The sequence below is a fragment of the Micromonospora sp. NPDC020750 genome (genome assembly GCF_044334565.1).
In the GTDB taxonomy this organism is placed as follows: Bacteria; Actinomycetota; Actinomycetes; order Mycobacteriales; family Micromonosporaceae; genus Micromonospora.
In genome coordinates, this window is sequence record NZ_JBIRTH010000003.1 from 335,838 (window position 1) to 361,576 (window position 25,739).

24 protein-coding genes and 1 pseudogene are annotated in these 25,739 nt (G+C 73.3%); 18 read left to right on the forward strand and 7 right to left on the reverse strand.

Features of this window, described 5'->3' with window-relative positions; genetic code table 11:
• Nucleotides 1–169: 169 nt before the first annotated feature.
• Both ACH4T9_RS11730 and ACH4T9_RS11735 read left to right on the forward strand, forming a co-directional pair.
• Nucleotides 170–1,519, forward strand: a pseudogene (locus ACH4T9_RS11730) (WG repeat-containing protein); the annotation flags it as partial.
• Between the two features lie 61 nt (nt 1,520–1,580).
• On the forward strand, nt 1,581–2,579 hold the full coding sequence (locus ACH4T9_RS11735) for an aldo/keto reductase family protein (RefSeq protein WP_396671020.1): 999 nt from the start codon (nt 1,581–1,583) through the stop codon (nt 2,577–2,579).
• 82 nt (nt 2,580–2,661) lie between these two features.
• Here the strand turns inward: ACH4T9_RS11735 and ACH4T9_RS11740 are convergent, their stop codons facing one another.
• On the reverse strand, nt 2,662–3,462 hold the full coding sequence (locus ACH4T9_RS11740; RefSeq protein WP_396671021.1) for a site-2 protease family protein: 801 nt from the start codon (nt 3,460–3,462) through the stop codon (nt 2,662–2,664).
• On the reverse strand, nt 3,462–3,662 hold the full coding sequence (locus ACH4T9_RS11745; protein WP_396671022.1) for a hypothetical protein: 201 nt from the start codon (nt 3,660–3,662) through the stop codon (nt 3,462–3,464). The genes ACH4T9_RS11740 and ACH4T9_RS11745 overlap by 1 nt, the downstream gene beginning before the upstream one ends.
• 154 nt (nt 3,663–3,816) lie before the next feature.
• On the opposite strand from ACH4T9_RS11745, the gene ACH4T9_RS11750 reads away from it, so the two are divergent.
• From ACH4T9_RS11750 to ACH4T9_RS11770, 5 genes are all read left to right on the forward strand, one after another.
• Entirely contained in the window at nt 3,817–4,929 is a 1,113-nt protein-coding gene (locus tag ACH4T9_RS11750) for a serine/threonine-protein kinase (RefSeq protein ID WP_396671023.1), read from the forward strand.
• A complete protein-coding gene (locus ACH4T9_RS11755) occupies nt 4,926–5,222 on the forward strand; it encodes a hypothetical protein (protein WP_396671024.1) in 297 nt (98 codons plus the stop codon). The genes ACH4T9_RS11750 and ACH4T9_RS11755 overlap by 4 nt, the downstream gene beginning before the upstream one ends.
• A gap of 47 nt (nt 5,223–5,269) precedes the next feature.
• The gene (locus ACH4T9_RS11760) at nt 5,270–7,363 is read left to right on the forward strand and encodes a bifunctional adenosylcobinamide kinase/adenosylcobinamide-phosphate guanylyltransferase (RefSeq protein WP_396671025.1); all 2,094 of its coding nucleotides are present in this window, start codon (nt 5,270–5,272) and stop codon (nt 7,361–7,363) included.
• A complete protein-coding gene (locus ACH4T9_RS11765) occupies nt 7,353–8,162 on the forward strand; it encodes an adenosylcobinamide-GDP ribazoletransferase (protein ID WP_396671026.1) in 810 nt (269 codons plus the stop codon). Before ACH4T9_RS11760 ends, ACH4T9_RS11765 begins: the two co-directional genes overlap by 11 nt.
• A gap of 64 nt (nt 8,163–8,226) precedes the next feature.
• The gene (locus ACH4T9_RS11770; protein WP_396671027.1) at nt 8,227–9,516 is read left to right on the forward strand and encodes a DUF2314 domain-containing protein; all 1,290 of its coding nucleotides are present in this window, start codon (nt 8,227–8,229) and stop codon (nt 9,514–9,516) included.
• A gap of 48 nt (nt 9,517–9,564) precedes the next feature.
• On the opposite strand, the gene gcvT is transcribed toward ACH4T9_RS11770, so the two are convergent.
• Nucleotides 9,565–10,695 (reverse strand): glycine cleavage system aminomethyltransferase GcvT, encoded by a 1,131-nt coding sequence (gcvT, locus tag ACH4T9_RS11775; protein ID WP_396671028.1) that lies wholly within the window; start codon nt 10,693–10,695, stop codon nt 9,565–9,567.
• A gap of 164 nt (nt 10,696–10,859) precedes the next feature.
• On the opposite strand from gcvT, the gene ACH4T9_RS11780 reads away from it, so the two are divergent.
• Nucleotides 10,860–12,428, forward strand: coding sequence for a leucyl aminopeptidase (locus tag ACH4T9_RS11780; RefSeq protein ID WP_396671029.1), 1,569 nt, complete (start codon nt 10,860–10,862; stop codon nt 12,426–12,428).
• Nucleotides 12,429–12,565: 137 nt separating this feature from the next.
• On the opposite strand, the gene ACH4T9_RS11785 is transcribed toward ACH4T9_RS11780, so the two are convergent.
• Entirely contained in the window at nt 12,566–12,895 is a 330-nt protein-coding gene (locus ACH4T9_RS11785; RefSeq protein ID WP_396671030.1) for a hypothetical protein, read from the reverse strand.
• Between the two features lie 177 nt (nt 12,896–13,072).
• On the opposite strand from ACH4T9_RS11785, the gene lpdA reads away from it, so the two are divergent.
• The 7 genes from lpdA (at nt 13,073) to ACH4T9_RS11820 (ending at nt 20,426) form a co-directional block, all read left to right on the forward strand.
• Entirely contained in the window at nt 13,073–14,464 is a 1,392-nt protein-coding gene (gene lpdA / locus ACH4T9_RS11790) for a dihydrolipoyl dehydrogenase (RefSeq protein WP_396671031.1), read from the forward strand.
• A gap of 73 nt (nt 14,465–14,537) precedes the next feature.
• On the forward strand, nt 14,538–16,385 hold the full coding sequence (sucB, locus tag ACH4T9_RS11795; RefSeq protein WP_396671032.1) for a 2-oxoglutarate dehydrogenase, E2 component, dihydrolipoamide succinyltransferase: 1,848 nt from the start codon (nt 14,538–14,540) through the stop codon (nt 16,383–16,385).
• Nucleotides 16,386–16,508: 123 nt separating this feature from the next.
• Nucleotides 16,509–17,846, forward strand: coding sequence for a low temperature requirement protein A (locus tag ACH4T9_RS11800; protein ID WP_396671033.1), 1,338 nt, complete (start codon nt 16,509–16,511; stop codon nt 17,844–17,846).
• Between the two features lie 219 nt (nt 17,847–18,065).
• Nucleotides 18,066–18,581: a hemerythrin domain-containing protein gene (locus ACH4T9_RS11805; protein ID WP_396671034.1), complete on the forward strand. Its 516-nt coding sequence runs from the start codon at nt 18,066–18,068 to the stop codon at nt 18,579–18,581.
• Nucleotides 18,582–18,757: 176 nt separating this feature from the next.
• Entirely contained in the window at nt 18,758–19,708 is a 951-nt protein-coding gene (locus tag ACH4T9_RS11810; protein ID WP_396671035.1) for an LLM class flavin-dependent oxidoreductase, read from the forward strand.
• A gap of 33 nt (nt 19,709–19,741) precedes the next feature.
• The gene (locus ACH4T9_RS11815) at nt 19,742–20,011 is read left to right on the forward strand and encodes a type II toxin-antitoxin system Phd/YefM family antitoxin (protein ID WP_396671036.1); all 270 of its coding nucleotides are present in this window, start codon (nt 19,742–19,744) and stop codon (nt 20,009–20,011) included.
• Nucleotides 20,001–20,426, forward strand: a complete 426-nt coding sequence (locus ACH4T9_RS11820) for a type II toxin-antitoxin system VapC family toxin (protein ID WP_396671037.1) — start codon at nt 20,001–20,003, stop codon at nt 20,424–20,426. The genes ACH4T9_RS11815 and ACH4T9_RS11820 overlap by 11 nt, the downstream gene beginning before the upstream one ends.
• 116 nt (nt 20,427–20,542) lie before the next feature.
• Here ACH4T9_RS11820 and ACH4T9_RS11825 read toward each other — a convergent pair whose 3' ends face one another.
• The 3 genes from ACH4T9_RS11825 to ACH4T9_RS11835 form a co-directional block, all read right to left on the reverse strand.
• Entirely contained in the window at nt 20,543–21,229 is a 687-nt protein-coding gene (locus ACH4T9_RS11825; protein ID WP_396671038.1) for an RloB family protein, read from the reverse strand.
• Nucleotides 21,226–22,476 carry an ATP/GTP-binding protein gene (locus ACH4T9_RS11830; protein WP_396671039.1) on the reverse strand — a complete coding sequence of 417 codons (1,251 nt, stop codon included), beginning with the start codon at nt 22,474–22,476 and terminating at the stop codon, nt 21,226–21,228. The genes ACH4T9_RS11825 and ACH4T9_RS11830 overlap by 4 nt, the downstream gene beginning before the upstream one ends.
• Before the next feature lie 82 nt (nt 22,477–22,558).
• Nucleotides 22,559–22,786 carry a GntR family transcriptional regulator gene (locus ACH4T9_RS11835; RefSeq protein ID WP_396671040.1) on the reverse strand — a complete coding sequence of 76 codons (228 nt, stop codon included), beginning with the start codon at nt 22,784–22,786 and terminating at the stop codon, nt 22,559–22,561.
• A gap of 510 nt (nt 22,787–23,296) precedes the next feature.
• On the opposite strand from ACH4T9_RS11835, the gene ACH4T9_RS11840 reads away from it, so the two are divergent.
• Genes ACH4T9_RS11840 through ACH4T9_RS11850 form a run of 3 tightly spaced genes read left to right on the forward strand, consistent with a single transcriptional unit; the run spans nt 23,297 to nt 25,666 of the window.
• Nucleotides 23,297–23,590, forward strand: coding sequence for a hypothetical protein (locus ACH4T9_RS11840; RefSeq protein ID WP_396671041.1), 294 nt, complete (start codon nt 23,297–23,299; stop codon nt 23,588–23,590).
• Nucleotides 23,591–23,624: 34 nt separating this feature from the next.
• Nucleotides 23,625–25,031, forward strand: coding sequence for an AAA family ATPase (locus ACH4T9_RS11845; RefSeq protein WP_396671042.1), 1,407 nt, complete (start codon nt 23,625–23,627; stop codon nt 25,029–25,031).
• The gene (locus tag ACH4T9_RS11850) at nt 25,028–25,666 is read left to right on the forward strand and encodes a hypothetical protein (protein ID WP_396671043.1); all 639 of its coding nucleotides are present in this window, start codon (nt 25,028–25,030) and stop codon (nt 25,664–25,666) included. The genes ACH4T9_RS11845 and ACH4T9_RS11850 overlap by 4 nt, the downstream gene beginning before the upstream one ends.
• Nucleotides 25,667–25,739: the final 73 nt, after the last annotated feature.

Genomic DNA, 25,739 nt, shown 5'->3' on the forward strand with positions numbered 1-25,739 from the left:
AGGAGTGCCGGCCTACCCCGTGTCAGGAGTGCCGGCCTACCCCGTGTCAGGAGTGCCGGCCTACCCCGTGTCAGGAGTGCCGGCCTACCCCGTGTCCGGGCCGCCCGGGCGGCCGGTGTCGCCCGCCGGGTCGTGGTCCGTCCCCGCAGTGGACGTGCGGGTTGGGCAGGACCGGCGGGGCGTTGCCCCGGCCGACGGGGCGGCCGGTGTCGCCGACCCGGAGCGGGCGCTCGCGGCGTTGCGGTGGCGCCTGCACCCGGAGACCCTGCGGGAGGAGACCGACGACCCGGGGCGGTTGCGTGCGGTACGGGACGGGCTGACCGCCAAGCTGGCCGTCGCCCTGGACAACCGGTCCCGGGCCCGGCTGCTCAGCCTGCGGGCCGTCGCGTCCCGGATCCTCGGCGACCTCGACGACGCGCTCGACGACGCCCGGCTCGCCCTGACCTACGCCGAGACCACCGGCGAGTTGCGGCGGACCGCGCTGGCGCGGGCCCGGCTGGCCCACGTGCTGCGCTGGCGGGGCGAGTTCGCCGAGGCCGACCGGCTGTTCGCCGAGGCCAACTCGACCGAGCTGCCCGACCGGCTGCGCGCGGCCCTGCACGAGCACGCCGGGCGGAGCAGCTACGACCAGGGCCGGTTGATCGAGGCGTGTCACCACTTCGAGCGGGCGTTGGACCTGCACCGGGCGGCCGACGCCGAGCTGACCGGCCGGACCCGGGTGGCCCTCGACGCCGTCGCCGAGCGGGCCGGCCGGGACGGCTTCGGCCCGTACCCGCGCAGCCGGGACGAGATCCTGCACACCGGCCGGCCGCCGGTGCCCACGTACGACGAGGACCTGGACCGGTGGGGGTACGCCGACGCCGACGGCAACCTGGTCGTCGGCACCGACCACGCCGAGGTGCAGCCGTTCCGGGAGGGGATGGCCTGGGTACGCCGCCCGGAGGGCGCCCGCTGGGCGCTGATCGACGAGGCCGGCCACACCCTGATCGAGGCGAACAACGGCTACCGCGCGGTCAGCTCGTTCTCCGACGGCCTGGCCTGGGTCTCGATGGACGGCACCGGCGACTGGATGGCGATCGACCCGTCCAACATCGTGGTGATCCCGCCGGGCTTCGACGACGTACGCCCGTTCCGGCGCGGCGTGGCGGCGGTCCGGGCCGACGGCGGCTGGGGAGCCGTCGACCGGGCCGGCGCGGTGGTCGTGCCGACCCGGTACCACAGCCTCACCACGGCGCTCGCCGACGGACGCTACGTCGACGGCTTCACCGACGAGGGCCTGGCCGTGGTGGAGCTGAACGGCCGACGCGGGGTGGTGGACCGGACCGGCCGGATGGTCGTGGCGCCGACGCACCCCGCGCTGGTCGTGCACCCGGTCGCGTTCCTGGTCGGCGACGGCGCCGGCCGCTGGGGCGCGCTCGACCGGCGGGGCGAGCCGTTGCTCGACCCGGTGCACCCGAGCCGGGACCGGGTGGTGGAGCAGATCGACCGGCTCCTGGCCGACACCACGCCGTTGCTGTGACGCGCGTCGGCGGCGGGTCTGTCGGCGGGTTGCTGTGATCGATCAGGGCTAGGGTCTGGGAATGGAATTCCGACACCTGGGCCGCTCGGGCCTGCTGGTCAGCGAAATCTCGTACGGCAACTGGATCACCCACGGCTCGCAGGTCGAGGAGGACGCGGCGACCGCCTGCGTCCGGGCCGCGCTGGAGACGGGCATCACCACCTTCGACACCGCCGACGTGTACGCCGGCACGAAGGCCGAAGAGGTGCTCGGACGGGCCCTCAAGGGCGAGCGCCGCGAGGGTCTGGAGATCTTCACCAAGGTCTACTGGCCGACCGGCCCGGGTCGCAACGACCGCGGCCTGTCCCGCAAGCACATCATGGAGTCGATCAACGGCTCGCTGCGCCGGTTGCAGACCGACTACGTGGACCTCTACCAGGCCCACCGGTACGACCACAGCACGCCGCTGGAGGAGACGATGGAGGCCTTCGCCGACGTCGTGCACTCCGGCAAGGCGCACTACATCGGCGTCTCCGAGTGGCGGGCGTCGGAGATCCGCGAGGCCCACCGGCTCGCCCGCGAGCTGCGCGTCCCGCTGGTCTCCAACCAGCCGCAGTACTCGATCCTGTGGCGGGTCATCGAGACCGAGGTCGTCCCGACCAGCGAGGAGCTGGGCCTCGGGCAGATCGTCTGGTCGCCGATGGCCCAGGGCGCGCTCTCCGGAAAGTACCTGCCGGGCCAGCCGCCGCCGGCCGGCTCCCGAGCCACCGACGAGAAGTCCGGGGCGAACTTCATCGCCAAGTTCCTCACCGACGACGTGCTGACCCGGGTGCAGCAGCTCAAGCCGCTGGCCGAGCAGGCCGGGCTGACCATGCCGCAGCTCGCCGTCGCCTGGGTGCTGCAGAACCCGAACGTCTCCTCGGCGATCATCGGCGCGTCCCGGCCGGAGCAGGTGCGCGACAACGTCAAGGCGGCCGGCGTGAAGCTGGACGAGGGCCTGCTGAAGGCGATCGACGACATCTTCGACCCGATCGTCGAACGCGACCCGGCGAAGACCCAGTCCCCGCCCCAGCGGCCGTGACCCTCGGGTCCGGCCGACGCGGGTGCGCCGGCCGGACCCGGATCAGCCGCGCCCAGCCCTCGATCAGCCGAGCCCTCTCTGATCAGCCGCGCCAGAAGCGGATCAGCTCCAGGCCGGTGGCGTAGAGCCACGGGGGCAGGCCGAGCAGGTTCGCCACGGCGAAGACCGCGTCGAAGAACCAGCCGCCGATGCGCGGGTTCCACAGCAGCGCGAAGAGCAGGATGAACCCGTACGGGGCGAACAGGTCGTACATCCGCCGCCACTGGGGGTTCAGCCACGGCTGGATCATGTTGCCGCCGTCCAGGCCGGGCACGGGCAGCAGGTTCAGCACGCTGGCGGTGAGCTGGAGGAACGCCAGCAGCGCCAGCCCGGCCCAGAACTCCACCGGCCCACCCCCGCCGAACCCGATCCGCAGCACGGCCACCAGCAGCAGGGTGAACAGCACGTTGGTGGCCGGCCCGGCGAGGCTGACCAGGGTGTGCCGTAGCCGCCCCGGGATGGCGTGCCGGTCCACCCACACCGCGCCGCCGGGCAGGCCGATCCCGCCGAGCAGCACCACCACCACCGGCAGCACGATCGACAGCAGGGGGTGGGTGTACTTGAACGGGTTGAGCGTCAGGTAACCCCGGTGCGCGACGCTGCGGTCCCCGGCCCGGTAGGCGATCACCGCGTGGGCGTACTCGTGCAGGCAGAGCGACACCAGCCAGCCCGAGACGACGAGCAGGAACACGTCGAACCGGACGTTGCCGATCCGGTTCCAGGTCAGCACGGCGCTGGTCACGAACAGCGCGACCAACGCCAGGAACACCGGGCTGGGCCGGAACGCCGCCCGGGGCACGCCGAGCACGAGCGGCTCGCCGCCGCCCGGGCGGTCCGACACCATCACTCGGCCGGGGGCTGCAGGCTCATCCGGTAGTCGACCCGGTCGTCCTCGACGAGCACGACCGAGGTGACGCCGGACGCCGCGAGCTCCCGCCAGGCCTGGCCGATCCACGACTCGGCGTCCGCCTGGCTCCCGAACGTCTCCGTCGGCCCCTCGGTCGACTCGCCGTTCGCGCCCTCGTACCGCCAGCTCCACGCCATGCCGCGTCTCCCCTCGCCGCTGAAGTCCCCTGTGACGAACCCCGCAAGCGTAGTCGGCCGCGGCGCCGGACGGCCCGACGCTCCGCCCAGGGGGCGCGACCGGCCCCGGCGGGCAATAGGTGACCGTGGTCGGCGCCGCCGGTACGGTGACGCGGTGTTGACACAGGGGGTGGTGCTCAACGGCCGGTACCGGCTCGACGAGCGCGTCGCGACCGGGGGCATGGGGGCCGTCTGGCGGGGCATCGACACGCTGCTCGACCGCGAGGTGGCGGTCAAGGTGTTGCTGCCGTCGCTGGGCGACGATCCGGAGTTCACCACCCGGTTCCAGGCCGAGGCCCGGATGATGGCCGCGCTGCGGCACCCCGGCATCGTCGCCGTGCACGACGTCGGGCAGGCCGTCCTCGACGACGGCAGCCGGGTGAGCTACCTGGTGATGGAGTACGTCGACGGCGAGTCACTGGTGGTCTGGCTGCGCCGCGCCGGGCGGCTGGACCCGGCGTCGACCATGTCGGTGGTGGCACAGGCGGCGGGGGCGCTGCACGCCGCGCACACCGGCGGGATCGTGCACCGCGACGTCAAGCCGGGAAACCTGCTGGTCAAGCGGGACGGCACGGTGGTGCTGGTCGACTTCGGCATCGCCCTGTCCGGGAGCACGGCCGGCATCACCGCCGCGCACGTGGTGCTCGGTACCGCGTCGTACATGTCCCCGGAGCAGGCCACCGGGCAGCCGGTGTCGGCGTCCTCCGACGTCTACGCCCTCGGTGCGGTCGCCTACTACTGCCTGGCCGGCAGGCCGCCGTTCGACGGCGAGAACCCGTTGCAGGTGGCGCTGCGGCACGCCCAGGACGAGCCGGATCCGCTGCCGCCGGACACCCCGGCAGCGGTGGTCGAGCTGGTCGCACGGGCGGTGGCGAAACGCCCGGCCGACCGGTACGCCAGCGCGGCGGAACTGGCGGACGCGGCGGAACAGGCCCGCGAGGCGACCCTGACCCGCTTCCCGGTCTCGGCCCGCCCGCCCTGGGCGGTCCCCGCCCCGGCCCGGCCCGTCCCCGCCCCGACCCATCCCGGCCCCGCCCCGGCCCATCCCGTCCTCGCCCATCCCGGCCCCGCCCAGCCCGCTCCCGGCCCCGCCCAGCCCGCTTCCGCCCCGGCCGGGACGGCGGGAGAAGCCAGCTCGGCACCCACCCGGGAGGATCCGGCCGGCCGGCCCCGCCGAAGCCGAACCCGTACACCGCGGCGCAGGCCTGCGGCAGCGGGTACCAGGTGATCGACACGGCCACCCTCACCGGCTCCGACCAGGTGCGGCGGGGCCGGGTGTTCCTGCTCTACCAGGCGTCGACCGGCCGGAACTGCGTGGTGACGCTCAAGGACACCGCCGTCGGCGTCAAGTCGGCCGTGTCGGCGTACCTGGAGGTGAAGGGGAAGGCCCGCAGCACCGACAGCGGTTCCTTCGCCTACTACGCCGGGCCCGTCCGGGCGGACGCGGACCGGACCTGCGTGCGGTGGGGCGGCGCGATCGGCGGGGTCGGCTACGGCAGCCCCTTCGAGCACTGCGGGTGAGCCGGGCCGGCGGGCGGCGCGGCGTCCGGCGGCTTTAAGGTACGGACATGTCCGTTGACGGGTGGAACACGGTCCTGGTGCTCGGCGGTATCCGCTCCGGCAAGTCCGAGTTCGCGGAGTCGCTGGTGGCCGACGCGCCCACGGTGCGTTACGTGGCGACGTCGGCGTCCGGCGATCCGGAGGACGCCGAGTGGGCGGCCCGGCTGGAGGCGCACCGGAGCCGCCGTCCGGGGAGCTGGACCACCGAGGAGACCGCCGACGACCCGCGTCGGCTGGCCGACGTCGTCTCCTCGGCCGGGCCGAACGACACGCTGCTCGTCGACGACCTCGGCGGCTGGGTGACGGTGTTGCTCGACCCGGCCCACCAGCCGGCGGACGACACGGCGACCATCGCCGAGCTGGCTGCGGCGCTCCGCGGCTGCCCGGCACGGGTGGTCCTGGTCAGCCCCGAGGTGGGGCTGTCGCTGGTGCCCACCACCCCGCTGGGCCGGGCGTTCACCGATGCCCTCGGGGCGGCCAACCGGGCCGTCGCCGACGCGTGCGACGCGGTGGTCCTGGTGGTCGCCGGCCAGGCGTGCTGGTTGAAGCCCTCCGCCGTCCCGCGCTCCACCGCCACCGTCCCGGCGCAGTCCGGGCAGGGGCAGGGCACGCAGGCCGGGCAGGGCGCGCCGGGCGCGCCGGTGACGTGGACCGGAGACGCGTCCGCGCGTTCGGAACCGGCCGCCGCCCGGCCCGACGACGGCGAGCGGGAGGCCACGCTGCCGGACGTGCTCACCCCGACCATCCCGCCGGAGCCGGTCGGCGCGCCCTGGTCGGCGCCCACCATGGCGCTGCCGGTGGTCGCCACGGGCCTGGTCATCCAGGCCGGCATGGAACTGCCCCTGCCCGACGAGTACGCCGGGCCGCAGGCGGCGGAGCGGCTCGCCACCCTGGACGTGCCCGGCGCCGGGCTGGGCGTGCTGGAACGGGTGGTCAGCTTCGCCGCCGCCACCCAGGGCACCGCCACCCCGGCGCCCTGGGGCACCGTACGGGTGCTGCTGCTGCACGGCGACCACGCCGGGGGTGCCGCCGCCGGCTCCGTGCCCGGCGAGTCGGCCCGGCGGGCCGCGCAGGCCCGCGCCGGCCAGGGCGTGCTGGCCCGGCTGGCCGCCGAGAGCGGCGCCAGCCTCCAGGTGGTGGACGCGCCGGCCGCCGAGCCGATGGAGGGCGTTGCGGCGCTGGACCACGAAACGGTGGAGAAGGCCCTGCGGTACGGCTGGCGGCTGGCCGAGGAGGCCGCCGACGCGGGCGTACAGCTACTGGTGCTGGCGTCGTGCGGGGCCGGGGCCGACGCCGCCGCGGCGGCGGTGCTCGCGGCGACCGCCGGCGCGGAGCCGCCGGCCGTGCTCGGCCGGGTGGTGACGGCGAACGGCGAGATCGACGACGCGGCCTGGATGCGGCGCTGCGCGGCGGTCCGGGACGCGATGCACCGGACCCGGCGCTCCCACCGGAACGCCAAGGACGTGCTGGCCGAGCTGGGCGGCGGGGACATCACGGTGGCCACCGGCGTGCTGCTCGGCGCGACCGCCCGCCGGATCCCGGTGCTGCTGGACGGCCCGGTCGGCCTGGCCGCCGGCATGGTCAGCCGGGACCTGGCCGGGCAGGCCCGGCACTGGTGCCTGCTCGCCGACTGCGGCGGTCACCCGGCGGTCCGGCTCGCCGCCGACGTGCTGGGGCTGACCCCGCTGCTGGACCTGCGCCTCGACCTGGGCGAGGGCGCCAACGCGCTGGCCGCGCTGCCGCTGCTGCGCTCGGTGCTGTCGCTGGCCGCCGCGCTGCCCACCCGCCCGGATCCCGCCCGCCCCGGTCCCGGCGGCGAGGAGCCCGGCCGCGATGGCGACGGCGGGGAGGACCCGGGCGACGGGGAGCCCGACTTCCGCGAGCCGGAGCCGGCCGGCCCCGGCCCGGCCGCCACCGCACCAACCGGCCCCGAACCGGCCGCCACCGAACCGGCCGCCACCGAACCGGCCGGCCCCGAACCGGCCGCCGCCGGGCCCGCCACCACCGAACCGGCCGCCGCCGGGCCCGCCACCACCGGACCGGCCAGCACCGGACCGGACCAGCCGGCCCAACCGGACCCGGCCGGCTGGCGTGCCGGCTGAACCCGACGACCGGACCGGGCACGCCGGGCCGGCCGGACGAAGGTACGCCGACGGCGTCCGGCTCGCGCTCACCACGTTCACCGTCCTGCCGGTACGCCCCGGCCGGGTGGACCGGGCCACGGCGGGCGCCGCGATGGCGCTGGCCCCGGCGGTCGGCGCGCTGCTCGGGGCGATGCTGGCCGGGACTCTGCTGCTCCTCGCCGTCGCCGCCGCACCGCTGGTCGCGGCGGGGGTGACGGTCGCGGTAGGCGCCCTGCTCACCCGAGGGCTGCACCTGGACGGGCTGGCCGACACCGTGGACGCGCTCGGGTCGTACCGGCGTGGGGCGGCGGCGCTGGAGATCATGAAGAAGCCGGACGTCGGCCCGTTCGGGGTGGCCGCGCTGGTGGTCGTACTGCTGGTGCAGGCGGCGGCGCTCGCGGAGCTGGCGGGCCGGTCGTGGCCGGCGGCGCTCGCGGCGGTGGTGACGGCTACGGCGGCCGGCCGGCTCGGGGTCACCCTGGCCTGCCGGCGCGGGGTGCCGGCGGCCCGGCCGGACGGGCTGGGCGTGCTGGTCGCCGGCACCGTCGGCCCGGTCGCGGCGGCGCTCGGCACGGCCGCCGTCGCGGTCGTCGCGGTCGCCGCCGTGCCGGGCCGCCCGTGGCAGGGGCCGCTCGTCGTGCTCGCCGCCGTCGCCGTCGCGGCCCCGCTGCTGCGCCACGTGGTACGCCGCCTCGGCGGGATCACCGGCGACGTGCTCGGCGCCGCCGTGGAGCTGGTCACCACGCTGGTCTACCTGGGTCTGGTGCTGACCCGCTGATCCGGGCCCGCCGGGCCGGGTAGCGTTCGGGCGACAGGCCGGCGCGGGGAGACGGGGGACCCACATGCTCATCACCGACGACTTCCTGCCCGTCCCGGTCCCCGAGTCACTCAGCGCCACCTACCTGGTGCCGATGGCGGGGCTGCCGAGGGTCAGCGCGAAGACCGCCGTGCGGGCGCTCGCCGGTCGGCTCGCCGAGCCGGTGCACGGGCTGGCCACCCAGATGCTGGACAGCCCGCTGATGAGCGTGGACACCCGGCCGATCTCCGAGTTCCCCGCGCTGCCGCCGGACCTGCTCACCGCGTTCGGGGCGACCGGGGCGCAGCTCGACCGGCTCGCCGCGGCCACCCACCTGGTGGTGGTGCAGGCGGAGTACCGGCCGGGCTGGCCGCCCGCGCACGAGTGGGCGGCCCGGGCGGTGGCCGCCGCGGTCGCCGAAACCGTCGGCGGCGACGTGGTGGACGTCTTCGGCCTCCAGTTCCTCGACCCGGCGGCGGCGCTTCGTTCGCTGCCGGACGACCAGGGCCGGATCCGGCTGGTCGACTGGGTGCTGGTGCCGTACTCCTCGGACGCCGACGGGCTGTGGTTCACCACCAAGGGGCTGCGCCGGTTCGGGCTGCTGGAGTTGCAGACCCAGGGGGTGCCCGACCACCTCACCAGGGCCTGGGGCGCGGTGATGACCGGGGCGGCCCGGCGGCTGCTGCGGGACTGGACCGACGGGCTGGCCGGCGAGGAGGTGCCGGCGTTCGTGCAGCTTCCGGTGCTCGCCACGATCACCGGGCACGACATCGCGGTGGCGTACGGCAATCCGGAGCAGCACGGGGCGACCGCGCCGGTGCTGCTGCGGCTGGAGCTGGACCCGGCCACGGACCCGGAGGCCGACTCGTTCCTGAGCCTGCGCCCGCCGCCGGGGCACCCGGGGCCGGCGGGAAGGTACTTCGCGGCGGCCTGCGCCACCCTGTTCAACGGCATCCAGCCGGACAAGCGCTACGCCCGCCGGGGCGACGCGATGAGCACGGCGATCGCCACCGCCCGGGCCGGCCTGGACGACATCCGGGCCCGGTTCCTAGCCGGTGGGCTGCCCGGCGAGTCACAGCTCGTGGTCAAGTACGGCCTACCGGCCGACGAGGGCCCCGAGTACGTCTGGGCAGGGGTGACCTCGTGGGAGTCCCCGGAGCGGATCGTCGGGGCCAGCGTCACCGACGCCGACACCGATCCCACGGTCCGCATCGGCTCCCCCGTGACCATCGAGGCGGCGGACGTGGTCGACTGGGCGGTACTCGACGGTACCGGCGTGACCGAGGGCGGCTGGACCCAGGCGGTCCTGGACGCCGACGACAACCGCCCCACCTGACCCCATCCCCTTGAACGTCGGAGGTGGGGCCCGGCGGGGCGGGGTGGGTCAGCGGACTGAGGGGGTTACGAAAGGGGGGCGGGTGAGGCGCATGGGGGCGCGGCGACCGCGGATGTCGACCTCGACCGTGTCGCCGTCGGCGAGTGCGGCGGACGTGTCGAGCAGGGCCAGGGCGATGCCCTGCTTGCGGGTCGGCGAGAAGGTGCCGCTGGTCACCGTGCCGACCTGCGTGTCGCCGGCGTACACCGGCATGCCGGGGCGCGGGATGGCCCGGTCGACCGCCTCCAGGCCGCGCAGCGTACGCGCCGGACCGGCGGCCTTTTCGGCGCGCAGCACGTCGCGGCCCCAGAACGCCGGCTTGTCCCAGCCGACCGCCCAGCCCGAGCGCGCCTGCACCGGGGTGATCTCCGGCGACAGGTCCTGCCCGTGCAGCGGGTACCCCATCTCGGTGCGCAGGGTGTCCCGCGCCGCCAGCCCGCAGGCCCGCAGCTCGTACGCCTCGCCCGCGGCGAAGATCGCGTCCCAGACCGCGACGGCGTGCTCGGCCGGCACCACCAGCTCGTAGCCCAGCTCGCCCGTGTAGCCGGTGCGGCACACCACCAGGTCCGCGCCGGCCAGAGTGGCGGCGCGGAAACTCATGTAGCCGTGGTCGGTGGGCAGGCCCAGCGCGCCGAGCAGCTCCGCCGAGCGCGGCCCCTGCACGGCGAGCACCGCGTACGCCTCGTGCTCGTCGGTGACGACCAGCCCCTGCGGCGCGGCGGCCCGCAGGCGGCGCACCACCTCGGCCGTGTTCGCGGCGTTCGGGATCAGGAAGACGTGGTCCTCGGCGTACAGGTAGGCGATGATGTCGTCGACCACGCCGCCCGTCGCGTCGTCGCAGCAGAGCGTGTACTGCGCCTGGCCGGGGCCGATCCGGCCGAGGTCGTTGCTGAGGCAGGCGTTGACGAAGTCCGCCGCCCCGGGCCCGACCACCCGGGCCTTGCCCAGGTGCGACACGTCGAACACCCCGACCCCGGTACGGACCGCCGTGTGTTCCTTGAGCACTCCGCCGCCGGCGTACTCCAGCGGCATCTCCCAGCCACCGAACAGGGCGAACTTGGCACCGAGGGCGGTGTGCCGCCCGTGCAGCGGGGAACGGCGCGGCCGGGTCGCGGCGGCGTCGGAGGTCACGTCGGTCATGGGTGGCAACTTACCGGTGCCTTAACGGCTGGTTAGCATCGGCGGGAGCCCACCGGAGCAGTTCGGTGGGACAGCCCCGATCGTCCGGCGGTAGGTTACCGCCGGAGACCTTCATCGCCGGTACGCGACGACGCGGCCGGCCCGGCCCGCCCGGAGTAGCTTCAGTGACATCGCCCAGCACCACCATCAGCCTGGTCGACACCGACCCCGCCGAGCTCGCCGTCGACGCGATCGTGATCGGCCTGCACAGCCAGACCGGAGAGCAGGACATCGCCGGTCCGGCCGGCGCGCTGCTGCTCGCCAGCGGTGCCGAGAGCATCGCCGCAGCCTTCGACGGCAAGCTGACCGAAACGCTGGCGCTGCTCGGCGCGACCGGCGCCCCGGGCGAGGTGATCAAGCTGGCCACCCTGGGCACCATCACCGCCCCGGTCGTCGCCGCCGTCGGGCTCGGCGCGGAGCCGACCGGCGCCGCCCCGGCGCCGGAGACGCTGCGCCGGGCCGCCGGCTCGGTGGTCCGGGCCCTGGCCGGTGCGCGCCGGGTGGCGCTGACCCTGCCGCTGCCCGACGACGCCGACGCCCCCGCCGCGCTGCGCGCGGTCGCCGAGGGCGCGCTGCTCGGCTCGTACCGCTTCGCCGGGTACAAGACCCGGCCGCAGCCGGCCCGGCGTGAGCCGGTGGCCGAGGTGCTGATCGCCGTCCCGGAGGCCGGCGACGCGACCGCCCGGGCGGAGGTCGAGCGGGCGCAGGCGGTGGCCGGCGCGGTCCGGCTGACCCGGGACTGGGTGAACACCGCCCCGAACATGCTGCGTCCGCCGGCGTTCGCCGACGTGGTGGCCGAGGCCGCGCGGGCTGCCGGGCTCGGCGTCGAGGTGCTCGACGAGAAGGCCCTGGCGGCCGGCGGCTACGGCGGCATCATCGCCGTCGGCCAGGGCTCCGAGGCCCCGCCGCGCCTGGTCAAGCTGACCTACACGCCGGAGGGCGGCGGCACCGGCAAGCGGGTGGCGCTGGTCGGCAAGGGCATCACCTTCGACACCGGCGGCATCTCGATCAAGCCGGCCCAGGGCATGTGGGAGATGAAGTCCGACATGGGTGGCGCGGCTGCGGTCGGCGCGGCAATGCTGGCGATCGCCGCGCTCAAGCCGGCGGTCGCGGTGACCGGGTACCTGCCGATGGCCGAGAACATGCCGTCGGGCACGAGCTACCGGCCGGGCGACGTGATCACCATGTACAACGGCAAGAAGGTGGAGGTGCTCAACACCGACGCCGAGGGCCGGATGGTCCTGGGCGACGCCCTCGCCCGGGCCTGCGAGGACGGCGCCGACTACCTGTTCGAGACCTCCACCCTGACCGGCGGCCAGGTGATCTCGCTGGGCAAGCGGATCGCCGGGGTGATGGGCAGCCCGGAGCTGTGCGAGCGGGTCCGGGTGGCCGGCGACGCGGTCGGCGAGCCGGCCTGGCCGATGCCGCTGCCGGACGACGTGCGTAAGGGGATGGACTCCGACGTCGCCGACATCTCGCAGGTCAACGCCGGGATGGACCGGGCGGGTCACATGCTCCAGGGCGGGGTGTTCCTGCGCGAGTTCGTCACCGACGAGGTGGCCTGGGCGCACATCGACATCGCCGGCCCGAGCTACCACTCGGGCGAGCCGATCGGCTACTGGACCAAGGGCGGCACCGGCGTCCCGGTCCGCACCCTGATCCACCTGGTCGAGGACGTCGCCACCAACGGCTGACCTCCGACGCACAGGTAAATGACGCGCACTTTCACGGAAAGAGTGGCCATTCCGCGCGGAATGGCCACTCTTTCCGTGAAAGAGGGGCCCGCGGGGGCCCTACGGGGGCCCGCAGGGCCCCCGTAGGGGCTGCGGGGTCAGGGGAGGTGGGGGCGGCGCTTGCGGCGTTCGTTGTAGTCGCGCATGCGCTGTGGGTAGCCCATCAGGCGGACGTCGTAGATCGGGATGGCCAGCTTGTGGGCGAAACGGCGGGCGCCGTCGGGGCCGTCGACGCGGCGGCGGGTCCACTCCCCGTCGTCGGCGATGAGGATCACGGTGGTCTCGGTGACGGTGGTCCGTGGCTCGATGAACGCCTCGACGCCCCGCCGGGTTCGGACGAAGTTCTCCAGGTGTTCGAGATCGGCGCGGTCGGAGGCGCGATCGCGGCCCGCCGGGCGCGCCTGCTTGCGTCGTCGGAACAGCGCCACCGACCGTCTCCCCCGTGTCCGTCATCGAAACCGGTGCCAAGCGTACGTGTCGGTGACGTGTCGTTGGGCACCTCACTACGCGGCCGATGGGCGGTGGTGACAAGATGACCGAGGTGGGGACTGTCCGTGCCACCCCGCCGTGACCCCCGATGCAGTGACGCGAACTGGGAGTTGGACGTGAGCGAGCCGAACGACGCAACCTTCGACATCGTCATCCTCGGAGGTGGCAGCGGCGGCTACGCGGCGGCGCTGCGCGCCGCCCAACTGGACCTGTCGGTCGCACTGGTCGAGAAGGGCAAGCTCGGCGGGACCTGCCTGCACAACGGCTGCATCCCGACGAAGGCCCTGCTGCATGCCGCCGAGATCGCCGACCAGACCCGCGAGTCCGAGCAGTTCGGCGTGAAGGCCGAGCTGGTGGGCGTCGACATGGCGGGCGTCAACTCGTACAAGGACGGTGTGATCTCCCGGCTGTACAAGGGCCTTCAGGGCCTGGTGGGCGGCTCCAAGAACATCACCTTCGTCGCGGGTGCCGGCAAGCTGGTCGCCCCGAACGTCGTCGAGGTCGACGGCAAGCGCTACACCGGCCGCAACGTCGTGCTGGCCTCCGGCTCGTACGCGAAGAGCCTGCCCGGCCTGGAGGTCGACGGCGAGAAGATCATCACCAGCGACCACGCGCTGAACCTCGACCGGGTCCCCTCCTCGGCGATCGTGCTGGGCGGCGGCGTGATCGGCGTCGAGTTCGCCAGCGTGTGGAAGTCCTTCGGCGTGGACGTGACGATCATCGAGGCGCTGCCCCGGCTGGTCGCCGCCGAGGACGAGGAGTCGTCGAAGGCGCTGGAGCGGGCCTTCCGCAAGCGGAAGATCAACTTCAAGGTCGGCAAGCCGTTCGAGAAGGTCGAGAAGACCGACAAGGGCGTCAAGGTCACCATCGCCGGCGGCGAGACCATCGAGGCCGAGTTGCTGCTGGTCGCCGTCGGCCGCGGCCCGAACACCGCCGACCTCGGGTACGAGGAGCAGGGCGTCAAGACCGACCGCGGCTACGTGCTGACCGACGAGCGACTGCGCACCGGCGTGCCGAACGTGTACGCCGTCGGCGACATCGTGCCCGGCCTCCAGCTCGCCCACCGCGGCTTCCAGCAGGGCATCTTCGTCGCCGAGGAGATCGCCGGCCAGAACCCGGCCGTGATCGACGAGGCCGGCATCCCGCGGGTCACCTACTGCGACCCGGAGCTGGCGTCGGTCGGCCTCACCGAGGCGAAGGCCAAGGAGCAGTACGGCGCCGACAAGGTCAAGACGTACAACTACAACCTGGGCGGCAACGGCAAGAGCCAGATCCTCAAGACCGCCGGCTTCGTGAAGCTGGTACGGGTCGAGGACGGCCCCGTCGTCGGCGTACACATGGTGGGCGCCCGGGTCGGCGAGCTGGTCGGCGAGGCGCAGCTCATCTACAACTGGGAGGCCTACCCGGCCGAGGTGGCGCAGCTCGTGCACGCCCACCCGACCCAGGGCGAGGCCCTGGGCGAGGCGCACCTCGCCCTCGCCGGCAAGCCGCTGCACGCGCACGCCTGATCGAGAACTGATTCCGCGGCGTCCGGCGGCAGACGGGCGAAATCGCACCAGGGGAATGAAGGAGTCTTAGAACATGCCGGTATCGGTCACCATGCCTCGGCTCGGCGAGAGCGTCACCGAGGGCACCGTCACCCGCTGGCTCAAGCAGGAGGGCGACACCGTCGAGGTCGACGAGCCGCTGCTCGAGGTCTCGACCGACAAGGTCGACACCGAGATCCCGTCCCCGGCGGCGGGTGTGCTGAGCCGAATCGTGGTGGGCGAGGACGAGACCGCCGAGGTGGGCAGCGAGCTGGCCGTCATCGCCGGCGAGGGCGAGTCGGCGGGCGGCGAGTCGGGAGGCGGCGAGGCCGCCGCGCCGCAGCAGGAGGAGCCGGCCGAGGAGGCCGCCGAGGCCGCCGCCGAGCCGCAGGCCGAGGCGGAGCAGCCGGCCGTCGAGGAGCCGGCGGCCCAGGCCGCCCCGGCCCCGTCGGGCGAGGGCACCCCGGTCAAGATGCCGGCCCTGGGTGAGAGCGTCACCGAGGGTACGGTGACCCGCTGGCTCAAGCAGGTCGGCGACGCCGTCGAGGTGGACGAGCCGCTGCTGGAGGTCTCGACCGACAAGGTCGACACGGAGATCCCGTCGCCGGTCGCCGGCACCCTGTTGGAGATCAAGGTCGCCGAGGACGAGACCGCTGCCGTCGGCGCCGACCTGGCGATCATCGGCGCGGCCGGTGCCGCCCCGGCCGAGCCGAAGGCGGAGGCCAAGCCGAAGGCCGAGGCCAAGCCCGAGCCGAAGCCGGAGGCCAAGCCCGAGCCGAAGGCCGAGGCCAAGCCGGAGCCGAAGGTGCAGGAGCCGACCCCGGGTCAGTCGTACAACGAGCCGGCGGCGGAGGCCGAGACCGCGGCCAAGCCGGTGCAGGCCGAGCAGCAGGCCCAGCCCGCGGCACCGACCGCCGCCCCGCAGCGCCCGTCGGCACCCGCCGAGGGCGGCGAGGAGGCCGCCGGGTACGTGACCCCGCTGGTACGCAAGCTGGCCGGCGAGCACGGGGTGGACCTGTCCTCGATCAGCGGCACCGGTGTGGGTGGCCGGATCCGCAAGCAGGACGTGCTGGAGGCGGCGGAGCGGGCCAAGGCGGCGAAGGCCGCCCCGGCCCCGGCGGCGCAGCCGGCCGGCCCAGCGGCCCCGACCAAGCCGGCCGCGAAGCCGCAGCCGAGCGCGAAGCGCGGCACCACCGAGAAGCTGCCCCGGATCCGGGCGACCATCGCCAAGCGGATGCAGCAGTCGCTGCACGAGATGGCGCAGCTCACCACGGTGGTCGAGGTGGACGTCACCAAGGTCGCCAAGCTGCGGGCCCGGGCCAAGGACTCGTTCCAGCAGCGGCACGGGGTGAAGCTGTCGTTCCTGCCGTTCTTCGCCCTCGCGGCGGTCGAGGCGCTCCAGGCGTACCCGATCGTGAACGCCAGCATGGACCTCGACGCCGGGACGATCACCTACCCGGAGGCCGAGCACCTCGGCATCGCAGTGGACACCGAGCGCGGCCTGATGGTGCCGGTGATCCACGGCGTCGGTGACCTGAACCTGGGCGGGATCGCCAAGCGGATCGCCGACCTGGCGGAGCGCACCCGGACCAACAAGATCAGCCCGGACGAGATCGCCGGGGCGACGTTCACGCTGACCAACACCGGCAGCCGGGGCGCGCTGTTCGACACCCCGATCGTGCCGTCGCCGCAGTCGGCGATGCTCGGCACGGGCGCCGTGGTGAAGCGCCCGGTCGTGGTGAGCGACCCGGAGCTGGGCGAGGTCGTCGCGGTCCGCTCGATGGTGTACCTGGCCCTGTCGTACGACCACCGGCTGATCGACGGCGCGGACGCGGCCCGCTTCCTGGTCGCGGTCAAGGCGCGGCTGGAGGCCGGCAACTTCGAGGCCGAGCTCGGCCTGTAACTTCCGCTGTCCCACGCGACGGGCGCCCCGGTCACACCGACCGGGGCGCCCGTCGCCGGTACTCCTCGACGTACCCTGAGCCGAATCGACCCCGGGCCCACCGCGCGCTGCGAGAGTGGACGGGTGGGCGGCAACCGGCGGCGGAGGCTCGGCCCGGCCGTGGCGGTCGCCCCGGGCACCCGGGTCGACAGGTTCGAGGTCTTCTTCGACCTGGTCTTCGTCTTCTCGTTCTTCATCATCACCCGGGCGACCGCCGCCGAGATCACCGGCACGTCCCTGCTGCACGCCATGCTGGTGCTCGCCATGCTCTGGTGGGCCTGGGTGGTGCACAGCCTGGTGGCCACCCGGATCCGGCTCGGCCAGGGCTTCGTCCCGGTGCTGATGGTCGTCGGGATGGCCGCGCTCTTCTGCTTCGCGCTGGCGCTGCCCCAGGCGTTCGACGATCCGCGGGAGGGCTCAGCCGGGCCGGCGGTCGTCGCGGTCAGCTACGTGGTCCTCCGCGGCGTACACCTGTTCCTCCTCTACCTGTACGCCGGGCGGGAGAGCCCGGAGGAGCGCCGGCAGCTGCTCCGGTTCGCCCCGGAGGTGGCGCTCAGCACGTTCCTGCTGATAGTCGCGGCGCTGGTGCCCGCCACGATCGACGACCTGGAATGGGCGACCCTGATCCGGGACGGGCTCTGGTTAACAGCGGTGCTGATCCAGTACGCCACGGGATTCTTCTGCACCGATGGGTGGCAGGTACAGTCGGCGGAGCACTGGACGGAACGCTACGACCTCATCCTGATCATCGCGCTGGGCGAGTCGGTCATCTCGGTCGGCGTCGGCAGCAACCTCCTCGGCCAGCCGCCCACCTGGCCAGCGGTCGCCGCGGCTGTCCTCGGCATCTTCTTCACCGCGGCGCTGTGGTGGGCCCACTACGACGTCATCGGGCCGGCCGCCCGGATCGCGCTGCACGCCGCGAAGGGCCGCCCCCGGGCGGCGATGGCCCGCGACGCGTTCGCCTACCTCTACCTGCCGATGATCGCCGGGATCATCCTGTTCGCCCTGGGCGCCGAGGAGATCGTGCGGGGGATCACCAGCCCCGACGTGCCCGTCGGCGAGGCGGCCCACGGCCCGGCCGTGCCCCTGCTCTTCGGCGGGGTGGCCTGCTACCTGTGCGGGAACATGCTGTTCCAGTTCCGCACGCTGCGCACGCTGTCCTGGACCCGGGTCGCCGCCGTCGTGGTGCTCATCGCCTGCATTCCGGTCGGCGTGCGCCTGCCCGGGCTGGCCGCCATGGCGCTGTTGACCGCGATCTGCGTGGGCCTGGTCGCGGCCGAGGTGATCATCATGGCGGAGGGCCGGTTCGCCCTCCACGAGGAGGTCATCCGCGAGCGCGACAGCCACGAGGCGAGCGAGGCCGCCTGGCGGGCCCGGTGGCGCGAGAACGCCTCCGGGGAGCAGCCGCCCGGCCAGCGGTGATCGGCTCGCCGGCCGACCACGCCGGGCGCTGGTTGGCAGGGGCCGGCACCCGGCGGCCACTGTGGGTGCGAGCCCGCAGGGCCCAGCGGCATCACTGTGGGTGCGAGCCCGCAGGGCCGGCACCCGGCGGCCACAGTGGGTAGGATCATCGCCAGCGTCGCGGTGCACCCGGCAAGGAGACCGCCGAGGGCATGGAGGCGCGGGACGTACGGGACTGATGTGCACCCTTCCCCCCGGCCGGGCGACCGCCTCACGGCGCTCGGCACCCAGTTGATCGAGATCCACCACTGGCTCCGCGAGGAGCTGGCCCGCTTGCGGGCCAGCCTCGAACCCGGCGCGGCGACGCCGACCGGCGACGACCGGCTGCGCAGCCTGCGGGCCCACTGCCTCAGCTTCTGTTCCGCCCTCACGGCGCACCACACCGGCGAGGACGCGGGCGCGTTCCGGGTGCTCGCCGAGGAGGAGCCGCGGCTGCGCCCGGTGCTGGAGAAGCTCGCCCAGGACCACTGGATGATCGACGGCATCGTGCGCCGGATCGAGGAACTGGCCGCCGGCCCGCCTGCTGCCGACCCGGACATCGCCGCCAAGATGCTCGCCGAGCTGGACGGCCTCACCGCGATCGTCGAGTCGCACTTCGGCTTCGAGGAGCGGACGATCATCGCCGCGCTCGACGCGCTGAGCGCCGACGCCGGCACCGCCGAGGAACTGTTCGGCCTCGCCCCACCGGCCTGGTGACACCGTCCGTGCGGCTTGGAACGTGCCCTGCTGAGCAGGCGCGGGGCCGGCGACCGGGGCGGCGGGGATGGCCGGTCCGGCACGCCGGGATCGTTCAGCGGTCGGCTGATTCGCCGGTCGGCAGAATCCGGCCCGGTGCGCTGGCCCGACGCGCGTGGACGCCGCACCCTGGGACGATGGCGACCTTCTCCCTCCAGTCCACCCCCACCGACGCGGCGAGCTGGCTGGACCTGGCCCGCCGGGCCGAGGCCGCCGGCTTCGACGCCCTGCTCGACGCCGACCACCCCGGCTCCTGCGCCAACCCGTTCGTGGCCCTGGCCGCCGCCGCGTCGGTGACGTCGACGATCGGGCTCGGCTCGTACGTGTCGAACCTCGGCGTCCGCGAGCCGATGCTGCTCGCCACCGACGTGGCAACCCTCGACGTGGTCTCCGGCGGGCGGGCCCGCCTCGGCGTCGGCGCCGGCCACACGCCGGCCGAGTGGCGGGCGGTCGGCCGGGAACGCCCCGACGTGGCCGGCCGGGTACGTCGCTGCCTCGCCGTCACCGAGGCGGTCCGCGCCCTGCTCGACGGGGAGGAGGTCACCGTGGACTCCCCCGAGCTGACCGTGCACGCCGCCCGGCTGACCTCGCCCCGGCCGGTGCAGCGGCGCGTCCCGCTGACCGTCGGGACGTCCAACTCGACGCTGTTGCGTTGGGCGGGGGCGCACGCCGACGTGGTCGGGCTGGCCGGCTTCGGCCGTACCCTCGAAGACGGCCACCAGCACGAGGCCCGGTGGCGGGCCGACCAGATCGAGGCGCAGCTCGCCCGCGTCGCCGAGGGGGCGGCGGGCCGGACCGACCCGCCGGCCCTGGAGGCGCTGGTGCAGACGGTGCTGGTGACCGACGACGCGGAGGCCGCCGCCGCCGAACAGGCCGCCCGGACCGGCCTCACCGTCGCCGAACTGCTGGCCACGCCGTTCGTGCTGATCGGCACGGAGGACGAGATCGTCGCGGCGGTCGCCGAGCACGAGCGCCGCTGGGGCGTCACCCGCTTCGTCGTACGCGCCAACGCCCTCGACCCGCTCACCCCGGTCCTGCGCCGCCTCACGCCACCGGTCGAGGCCACGCCGCAGGAGCGATCTGCGTAGCACCTCGTAGCACAATCTCGGTAGACTGCTCTCGTGGCTGAGCACGCTTCTCGCGAGATCACGCAACGCGAGCTACGGAACGACTCTGGCGCGATCATGCGCGGGGTGGAGCGGGGAGAGTCCTTCACGATCACCCGCAATGGCACTCCGATCGGCAGGCTCATCCCGATCCGCCGCCGCACCTTCGTACCGCGGGCCGAGGTCGTCGCCGCCTTCGCCACCGCGCCTGTCCTCGACCCCGCCACTTTCCGGGCCGACCTCGACGAGGCCATACAACAAGAGCTGTCCGACCGTGAGTGGTGAAGCCCCCGGACGCGGGCTGATCGACACCAACATCGTCATTCACCTCGCCGCACTCACCCCTCACCAGCTTCCGGAGGAGATGGTCATCAGCGCGGTCACGCTGGCTGAACTGTCCGCAGGGCCGCACCACACCGACGATCCGCGCGAGCGTGCCCGGCGGATGAGCGTTCTCCAGCACGTGGAGGCCACCTTCGACCCGCTGCCGTTCGATGGCGAGGCAGCACGAGCGTTCGGCCTGATCTCGGCGGCCGTGCTCGCCTCCGGTCGTGGCACCCGCCGTCGCATCGCGGATCTCATGATTGCTTCAGTCGCCCACGTTCACGGGCTGCCGCTCTACACGACCAACCCGGCCGATTTCTCGGGCCTGGCGGAGCTGGTGACGATCGAGGCGGTGCAGCGCCCCGATCCACGTTAGGTGATGGACGGCCATCGGTATCGTGCGAGCGGCGATGATCAACGATCGCGGGTCGGTGCCGAGACCCGGGATGGGCACGGTCGTCCCCGTGACCGGCGCGGCCCTGATCGTGGGCTCTAGTACTCGGTCACTCCGAGGTCCTCGACGAACTTCCAGACGTCCGTGTACGGGTCACGTTGGCTGAACGGCACATGGCTGGCGTACTGCCGTTCGAGCTGCACGGCGCGCTTCCTCGCGTCGGCGAAACCGCCCTGGATCTGGCCGAAGGTGACGGCCTTACGCTCCTGCGCCGTCAACGAAGCAACGCCCGGTAGCCGGCGGGCGACCTCTTCGCAGTTCCCGCTGGCCCGGGCGGTGTACGGCTGGTGGTGCAGCAGCCGCCACAGCTCGAAGCAGGGATGGGAGAACGCCACTCGCACGCCGGCCCGGGTGGCGCGGGCAATTGCCTGGTCGACGTCCTCGTGCTGGTCCCGGTCGAAGATGCACCAGACGACCGGCATGAGCTCGTCCGGCAGCCCGCGCACCTGCTCCCGCAGCCTGTCGAGCAGGTCGATCGCGTCCTCGACCAGATCCTTGGGCTTACGGCCCGAGCCACCCGTGCCACGTCCCCGCTGGCCCCCTGGACGACGTGTGTCGTTGGCGATGTGGACCTCGTTGCGCCGGACGGGTTGGAGGTCCTTCACCAGGTCGACGTACTGGGGCTCCGTCAACTCCCCCTCGGTGAAGACCCACACGTCCCGCCGACGCGCGGTCCCCCGGGGCAGCCTCTCGTACGATTCGCGGCCACGCCTGCGCACGGTCACGCGGCCCCCTCCGCGCCACGCAGCGTACGCAGCCGCCGTCCGATCTGCCCCTCACTGAGGGCGGGGACCCCGCCGAAACGGCCGGCCAGGTATGAGACGAGCAGATCCTCGCCGGAGCGAGGCTGCGCATCGGTCAGCGGAAACAGCGAGCTCGCCCCGCTCTTGTCCTTCTCCACCAGCCACACCTGGCCCGGGTCGAGCAGGCGGTCGCCGGGCTGGGCGCCGAGGACGGTCACGTCGTGCGATGTGAAGATCAGTTGGCCGCCCCGGGTGTTCACCTCCGGGTCCTGGAAGAGCCGGATCACCTCGGCTGCGAACCGTGGGTGGAGGCTGGCGTCCAGTTCGTCGACGAGGAGCACCCTTCCCTCGTCGAGGGCGATCAGCGCCGGCCCCAGGAGCGCGAACCACGAACGGGTGCCGAACGACTCGTCCTCCCAGGCCACCGGGTAGCTGTCGCCGTGGGAGCCGGCGTGCCAGAGCCGGACCTCCTGCTCTGCCGAGGCGTCATGCGGGTCGACGAGTTCGATGCGTTGGATGCCGAGGTCGGCGACGCGGAGCAGGGCCTCGATCCGGTCACGCTTCACGCCACGCAACTCCTTGCGGGTGAAGTCCTCCCGGATCCGCAGGTTCTTGTCGGGGCTGGCCCAGAGCAGGTTACGTCTGAACCAGGCGAACAACGGGCCGAGCTGCGGGTGGTTGCTCGCACCCGCGACCGAGAGGAACAAGGCGTCGGGGCGGGTCAACCGGACGAGTTGCGCCCGGTCCCTCAGCCGCTCGCTGGGGAACTCGAACTGTCTCGCGCGGCTGGCGTCCCGGTCGAACCAGACCTGTCGGTGACCACGGGGATAGGCATGCAGCCACTCCCCCTCCACCCGCTCGGCGCTCAACTCGAAGCCGTACGTGTACCGGATACCCGATTCGATGAAGTCGATCTCGAAGAATGACACCCGCGAGGCCGCCTCCGGGTCGAGGTTGAAGACCTCTCGCGGTACGCCGGGCCTGGACGCCCAGTCGGCGTAGGAGCGGAGGACTGCCTGACGCATCTCGAAGAGGGCGATCAACAGGTTCGACTTGCCGGAGGCGTTGGCTCCGAAGACGCCGATGAGCGGGTAGACCGCCAACTCCTGTCCTGCCTCAAGCCGGACGTCGCGTACCCATCGGGTGTCGTCCGCCGCCTGGGCGACAAGCAGCACCTCCTGCTCGTCGCGGAAGGACCGCACGTTGGCGACCCGAAAGCTCAGCAGCATGCCGCCTCCTCATCGCGGCCAGCGTAACGAGGTGACGGCGTCGGTCCACTCGGACACGACGCGCCAGTCACGGACGCATCGGTCAGCCCGCCGGCCGCTCGGCGACGAACACCCCGACACCGTGAACACCCTCGACCAGTCCTTGCATTTGTAGAACAAGGATCGCCTGACGCACGACCGTCGCCGACACGCCGTGCTCCAGTTTGAGCTGCGCGGTCGATGGCAGCTTGTCTCCTGGCGCAAGCTCGCCGGACTCGACCCGCTCACGGATGTTGTCGGCGAGCTGCGCCCACTTTGCCTTAGCGGGCATCCACACTCCCAGGTCTGCACCGCCATTCGACCATGAACTACTACCCACAACAAGTAAGGATGAGCTCTTCCTTGCTTTACACATCTTGTTGTGTAAAGCTCGCAGCGGCTGGCTCCCAGGTCTGCAAACCCGGAGCCGGTGGTCCTGCGCAGGACGCACCCGGTCGACCATCCCCCGGTCGGCCGGGTGCCACCCCACCTCGGCGAGGAAGGGCGGGAAGGCGTGCACTCAACGATTAGCGACGAGCGGTTCCGCGTACCCGAGGGGTGGCGGTGATGTGGCCGGGCCGGCAGCGCGGCGCGGAGCCGATCCTCCTCGGCCCGCGCCACCGGCGGACCTGGCGCGGATGGCAGCGCTGGTGCTCGTGCGGCCTGCGCTGGACGGCGTGCCCGGACCGGCACGCGACCCCGCCCACCGAGCCGCCGGCCCCGCCGCCGCGCAACACCCGCTGGCGGGACGGGTCCGCCGGACCGGGGACGCGCGGACCCGGCGGAACAACGGCGGTCACTGGTGACGGGGACCGGCCGGCACCTGCCGCTACGCCCGCTCTGGCTCTGCCGGGCCTGCGCCGCCCCGTGGCCGTGCGCCACGGCCCGGCTCACCCTGCTCCGGGAGTACGCCGACGACCGGATCGCGTTGCTGATCCACCTCGCCGGACTGTTTCACGAGGCGACCGGCCATCTGTACACCCTCAACCCGCACGACGCCCCGGAGCCGGGGCAGCTCTTCGACCGGTTCCTGGCGTGGGCGCGCGTCCGTCGTTCGCGCGACGACTCGCCCCGGCAACCCGGCGTCGAGGCTTAGCTGTGCGGACGCCCTGGCTGGCTAAGCTCTGACAATGCTGACCCGCCTCCAAGTGCAGGGCTTCAAGAACCTGCTCGACATGGACGTCGAGTTCGGTCCCTTCACCTGCATCGCCGGGGCGAACGGCATGGGCAAGTCCAACGTCTTCGACGCGATCGAGTTCCTGTCCTACCTCGCGACCGACCCGCTGCAGCAGGCGTCCCAGCGGGTACGCAGCGCGGCGGGGAACCGTGGCGGTGACCCCCGGGACCTCTTCTGGGACGGATACCGCAGCGACCGCCACGTCATGACACTGGCGGCCGAGATGATCGTGCCGCCGGAGGTGGAGGACGAACTGGGTGAGCGGGCCCGCCCCTCCGCGACCTTCCTGCGGTACGAGGTGGTGCTCCGCTACGACGCCGGCCGGGGGGAACACGGCCCCGGCCGGCTTCAGCTCGTCTGGGAGGACCTTCGGCAGGTCGACGACACCGCCGCGCGGCTGCGCTTCCCTGCCGCCAAAGAGTTCCTCGACTCGGTGATGAGGACCTCGGATCGGCAACACCTCTTCCTCGCCACCCGGCAGCAGGACGGCCACGGCCTCGTCGTGGACGTCCTCGACGAGGACCGCACCGCCAAACGGTCACGCGTCGGCGAGCGTGCGAGTCGCACCGTGCTGAGCACCGTGAACACGGCCGACTATCCGACCGCCCTCGCGGCACGGCAGGAAATGCGGAGCTGGCGGCGGCTCGCCCTGGAACCGTCCGCGCTCCGGGCACCGGACGAGGCGTCGGATGCTGACTCCCTCGCCCCGAACGGCCGGCACCTGGCCAGCACGTTGTATCGGGTGGCGCACGCGCCGGACTGGTCGGCCGATCCGCAACGGGCGTACGCGGCCGTGGCTGGCAGGCTCAGCGACCTCACCGGCGTTGGCGTGGATCACCTGGACGTCGAGTTCGACGACGCCCGCGAGCTGTTCACCCTGTTCCTTCAGGAGAGGGGTGGGCTGAGGCTGTCGGCCCGTGCCCTCTCCGAGGGCACCCTGCGTTTCCTGGCGCTCTGCATCCTGCTGGAGGACGCGCAGTTCACCGGGCTGATCTGCATGGAGGAACCGGAGAACGGCATCCATCCCGCGAACCTCCCCGCGATGGTCCAGCTCGTGCGCGATCTCGCCGTGGACCCGACCGACCGACCGGACGACGCGAACCCGTTCCGGCAGGTCATCGTCAACACCCACGCGCCCGGGGTCGTGCAGCTCTGCGACCCGGCGGATCTGCTGCTGGCGCAGCTCAGGCCGAGATCGACGCCAGAGCGGGGGGTGGTCCGCTCGTTGTCACTCGTGCCGTACCGGCAATCATGGCGGGCCCAGCCGGGACGACCCACCTTCTCGGAGGCGGACGTGGTGGCCTACCTCGCCAATCCGCCGTCGGCACAGCTCCGCCTCCCGCCGGGTCTCATCGCGTGAACCGCCGCGCGCGCTCGGGCCTCTTCGTCGCCGAGGGCACCTCCGACCAGCCCTTGGCCGAGCTCGTCGAGTCGCTGTTCTGCGAACGTGGCGTCGAGCTCAGCCTCAGCCAGCCCGCGTTCGAGCGCCTGACCGGTGTGGGCAAGGACGTCGGGTCCCGCGTACGGGCCGGCCTGGAGCTGACGCACGGCCCGGTCGACCTGCTCGTGGTGCACCGGGACGCCGACAACGCGGGCTACGCCGCCCGGCTGCACGAGGTAAGGACGGCGGTCGCCCAGGTGTCGCCGGACGCGGCCCTGGTCCCGATCATTCCCGTTCGGACGACCGAGGCATGGCTGTTGCTCGACGAGGCGGCGATCAGGAAGGTCGCGGAGAACCCGACCGGGCGTACGAGACTCGGCCTGCCGAAGCTGCACGAGGTGGAAACCGTCGCCGACCCCAAGGTGCTGCTCCGCGACTGCATCCTGGCGGCTGCCGACGTCACCGGACGCCGACGCGAGAGGATCAAGGCCCGATTCAACGAACATCGGCGTCATCTCCTCGCGACGCTCGACCCGGCCGGACCCGTCCGGCGGCTGAGCGGCTGGCAGCGTCTGCTGGACGAGGTGGACCTGGTGGTCAAGGGCTGGCGGTGACGGTCGGCCCCGTGAGCTGAGCGCTCCTTCCTCCCGCTCACCGCATCTAACGGGGTGCCGTACCCGAAGATGG

Bases quoted from the DNA above. Each gene is read 5' to 3' on its own strand.
- ACH4T9_RS11735 (WP_396671020.1), top strand. From the start codon at position 1,581: ATGGAATTCCGACACCTGGGCCGCTCGGGCCTGCTGGTCAGCGAAATC.
- ACH4T9_RS11740 (WP_396671021.1), bottom strand. From the start codon at position 3,462: ATGGTGTCGGACCGCCCGGGCGGCGGCGAGCCGCTCGTGCTCGGCGTG.
- ACH4T9_RS11745 (WP_396671022.1), bottom strand. From the start codon at position 3,662: ATGGCGTGGAGCTGGCGGTACGAGGGCGCGAACGGCGAGTCGACCGAG.
- ACH4T9_RS11760 (WP_396671025.1), top strand. From the start codon at position 5,270: ATGTCCGTTGACGGGTGGAACACGGTCCTGGTGCTCGGCGGTATCCGC.
- ACH4T9_RS11770 (WP_396671027.1), top strand. From the start codon at position 8,227: ATGCTCATCACCGACGACTTCCTGCCCGTCCCGGTCCCCGAGTCACTC.
- gcvT (WP_396671028.1), bottom strand. From the start codon at position 10,695: ATGACCGACGTGACCTCCGACGCCGCCGCGACCCGGCCGCGCCGTTCC.
- sucB (WP_396671032.1), top strand. From the start codon at position 14,538: ATGCCGGTATCGGTCACCATGCCTCGGCTCGGCGAGAGCGTCACCGAG.
- ACH4T9_RS11810 (WP_396671035.1), top strand. From the start codon at position 18,758: ATGGCGACCTTCTCCCTCCAGTCCACCCCCACCGACGCGGCGAGCTGG.
- ACH4T9_RS11830 (WP_396671039.1), bottom strand. From the start codon at position 22,476: ATGCTGCTGAGCTTTCGGGTCGCCAACGTGCGGTCCTTCCGCGACGAG.
- ACH4T9_RS11835 (WP_396671040.1), bottom strand. From the start codon at position 22,786: ATGCCCGCTAAGGCAAAGTGGGCGCAGCTCGCCGACAACATCCGTGAG.
- ACH4T9_RS11845 (WP_396671042.1), top strand. From the start codon at position 23,625: ATGCTGACCCGCCTCCAAGTGCAGGGCTTCAAGAACCTGCTCGACATG.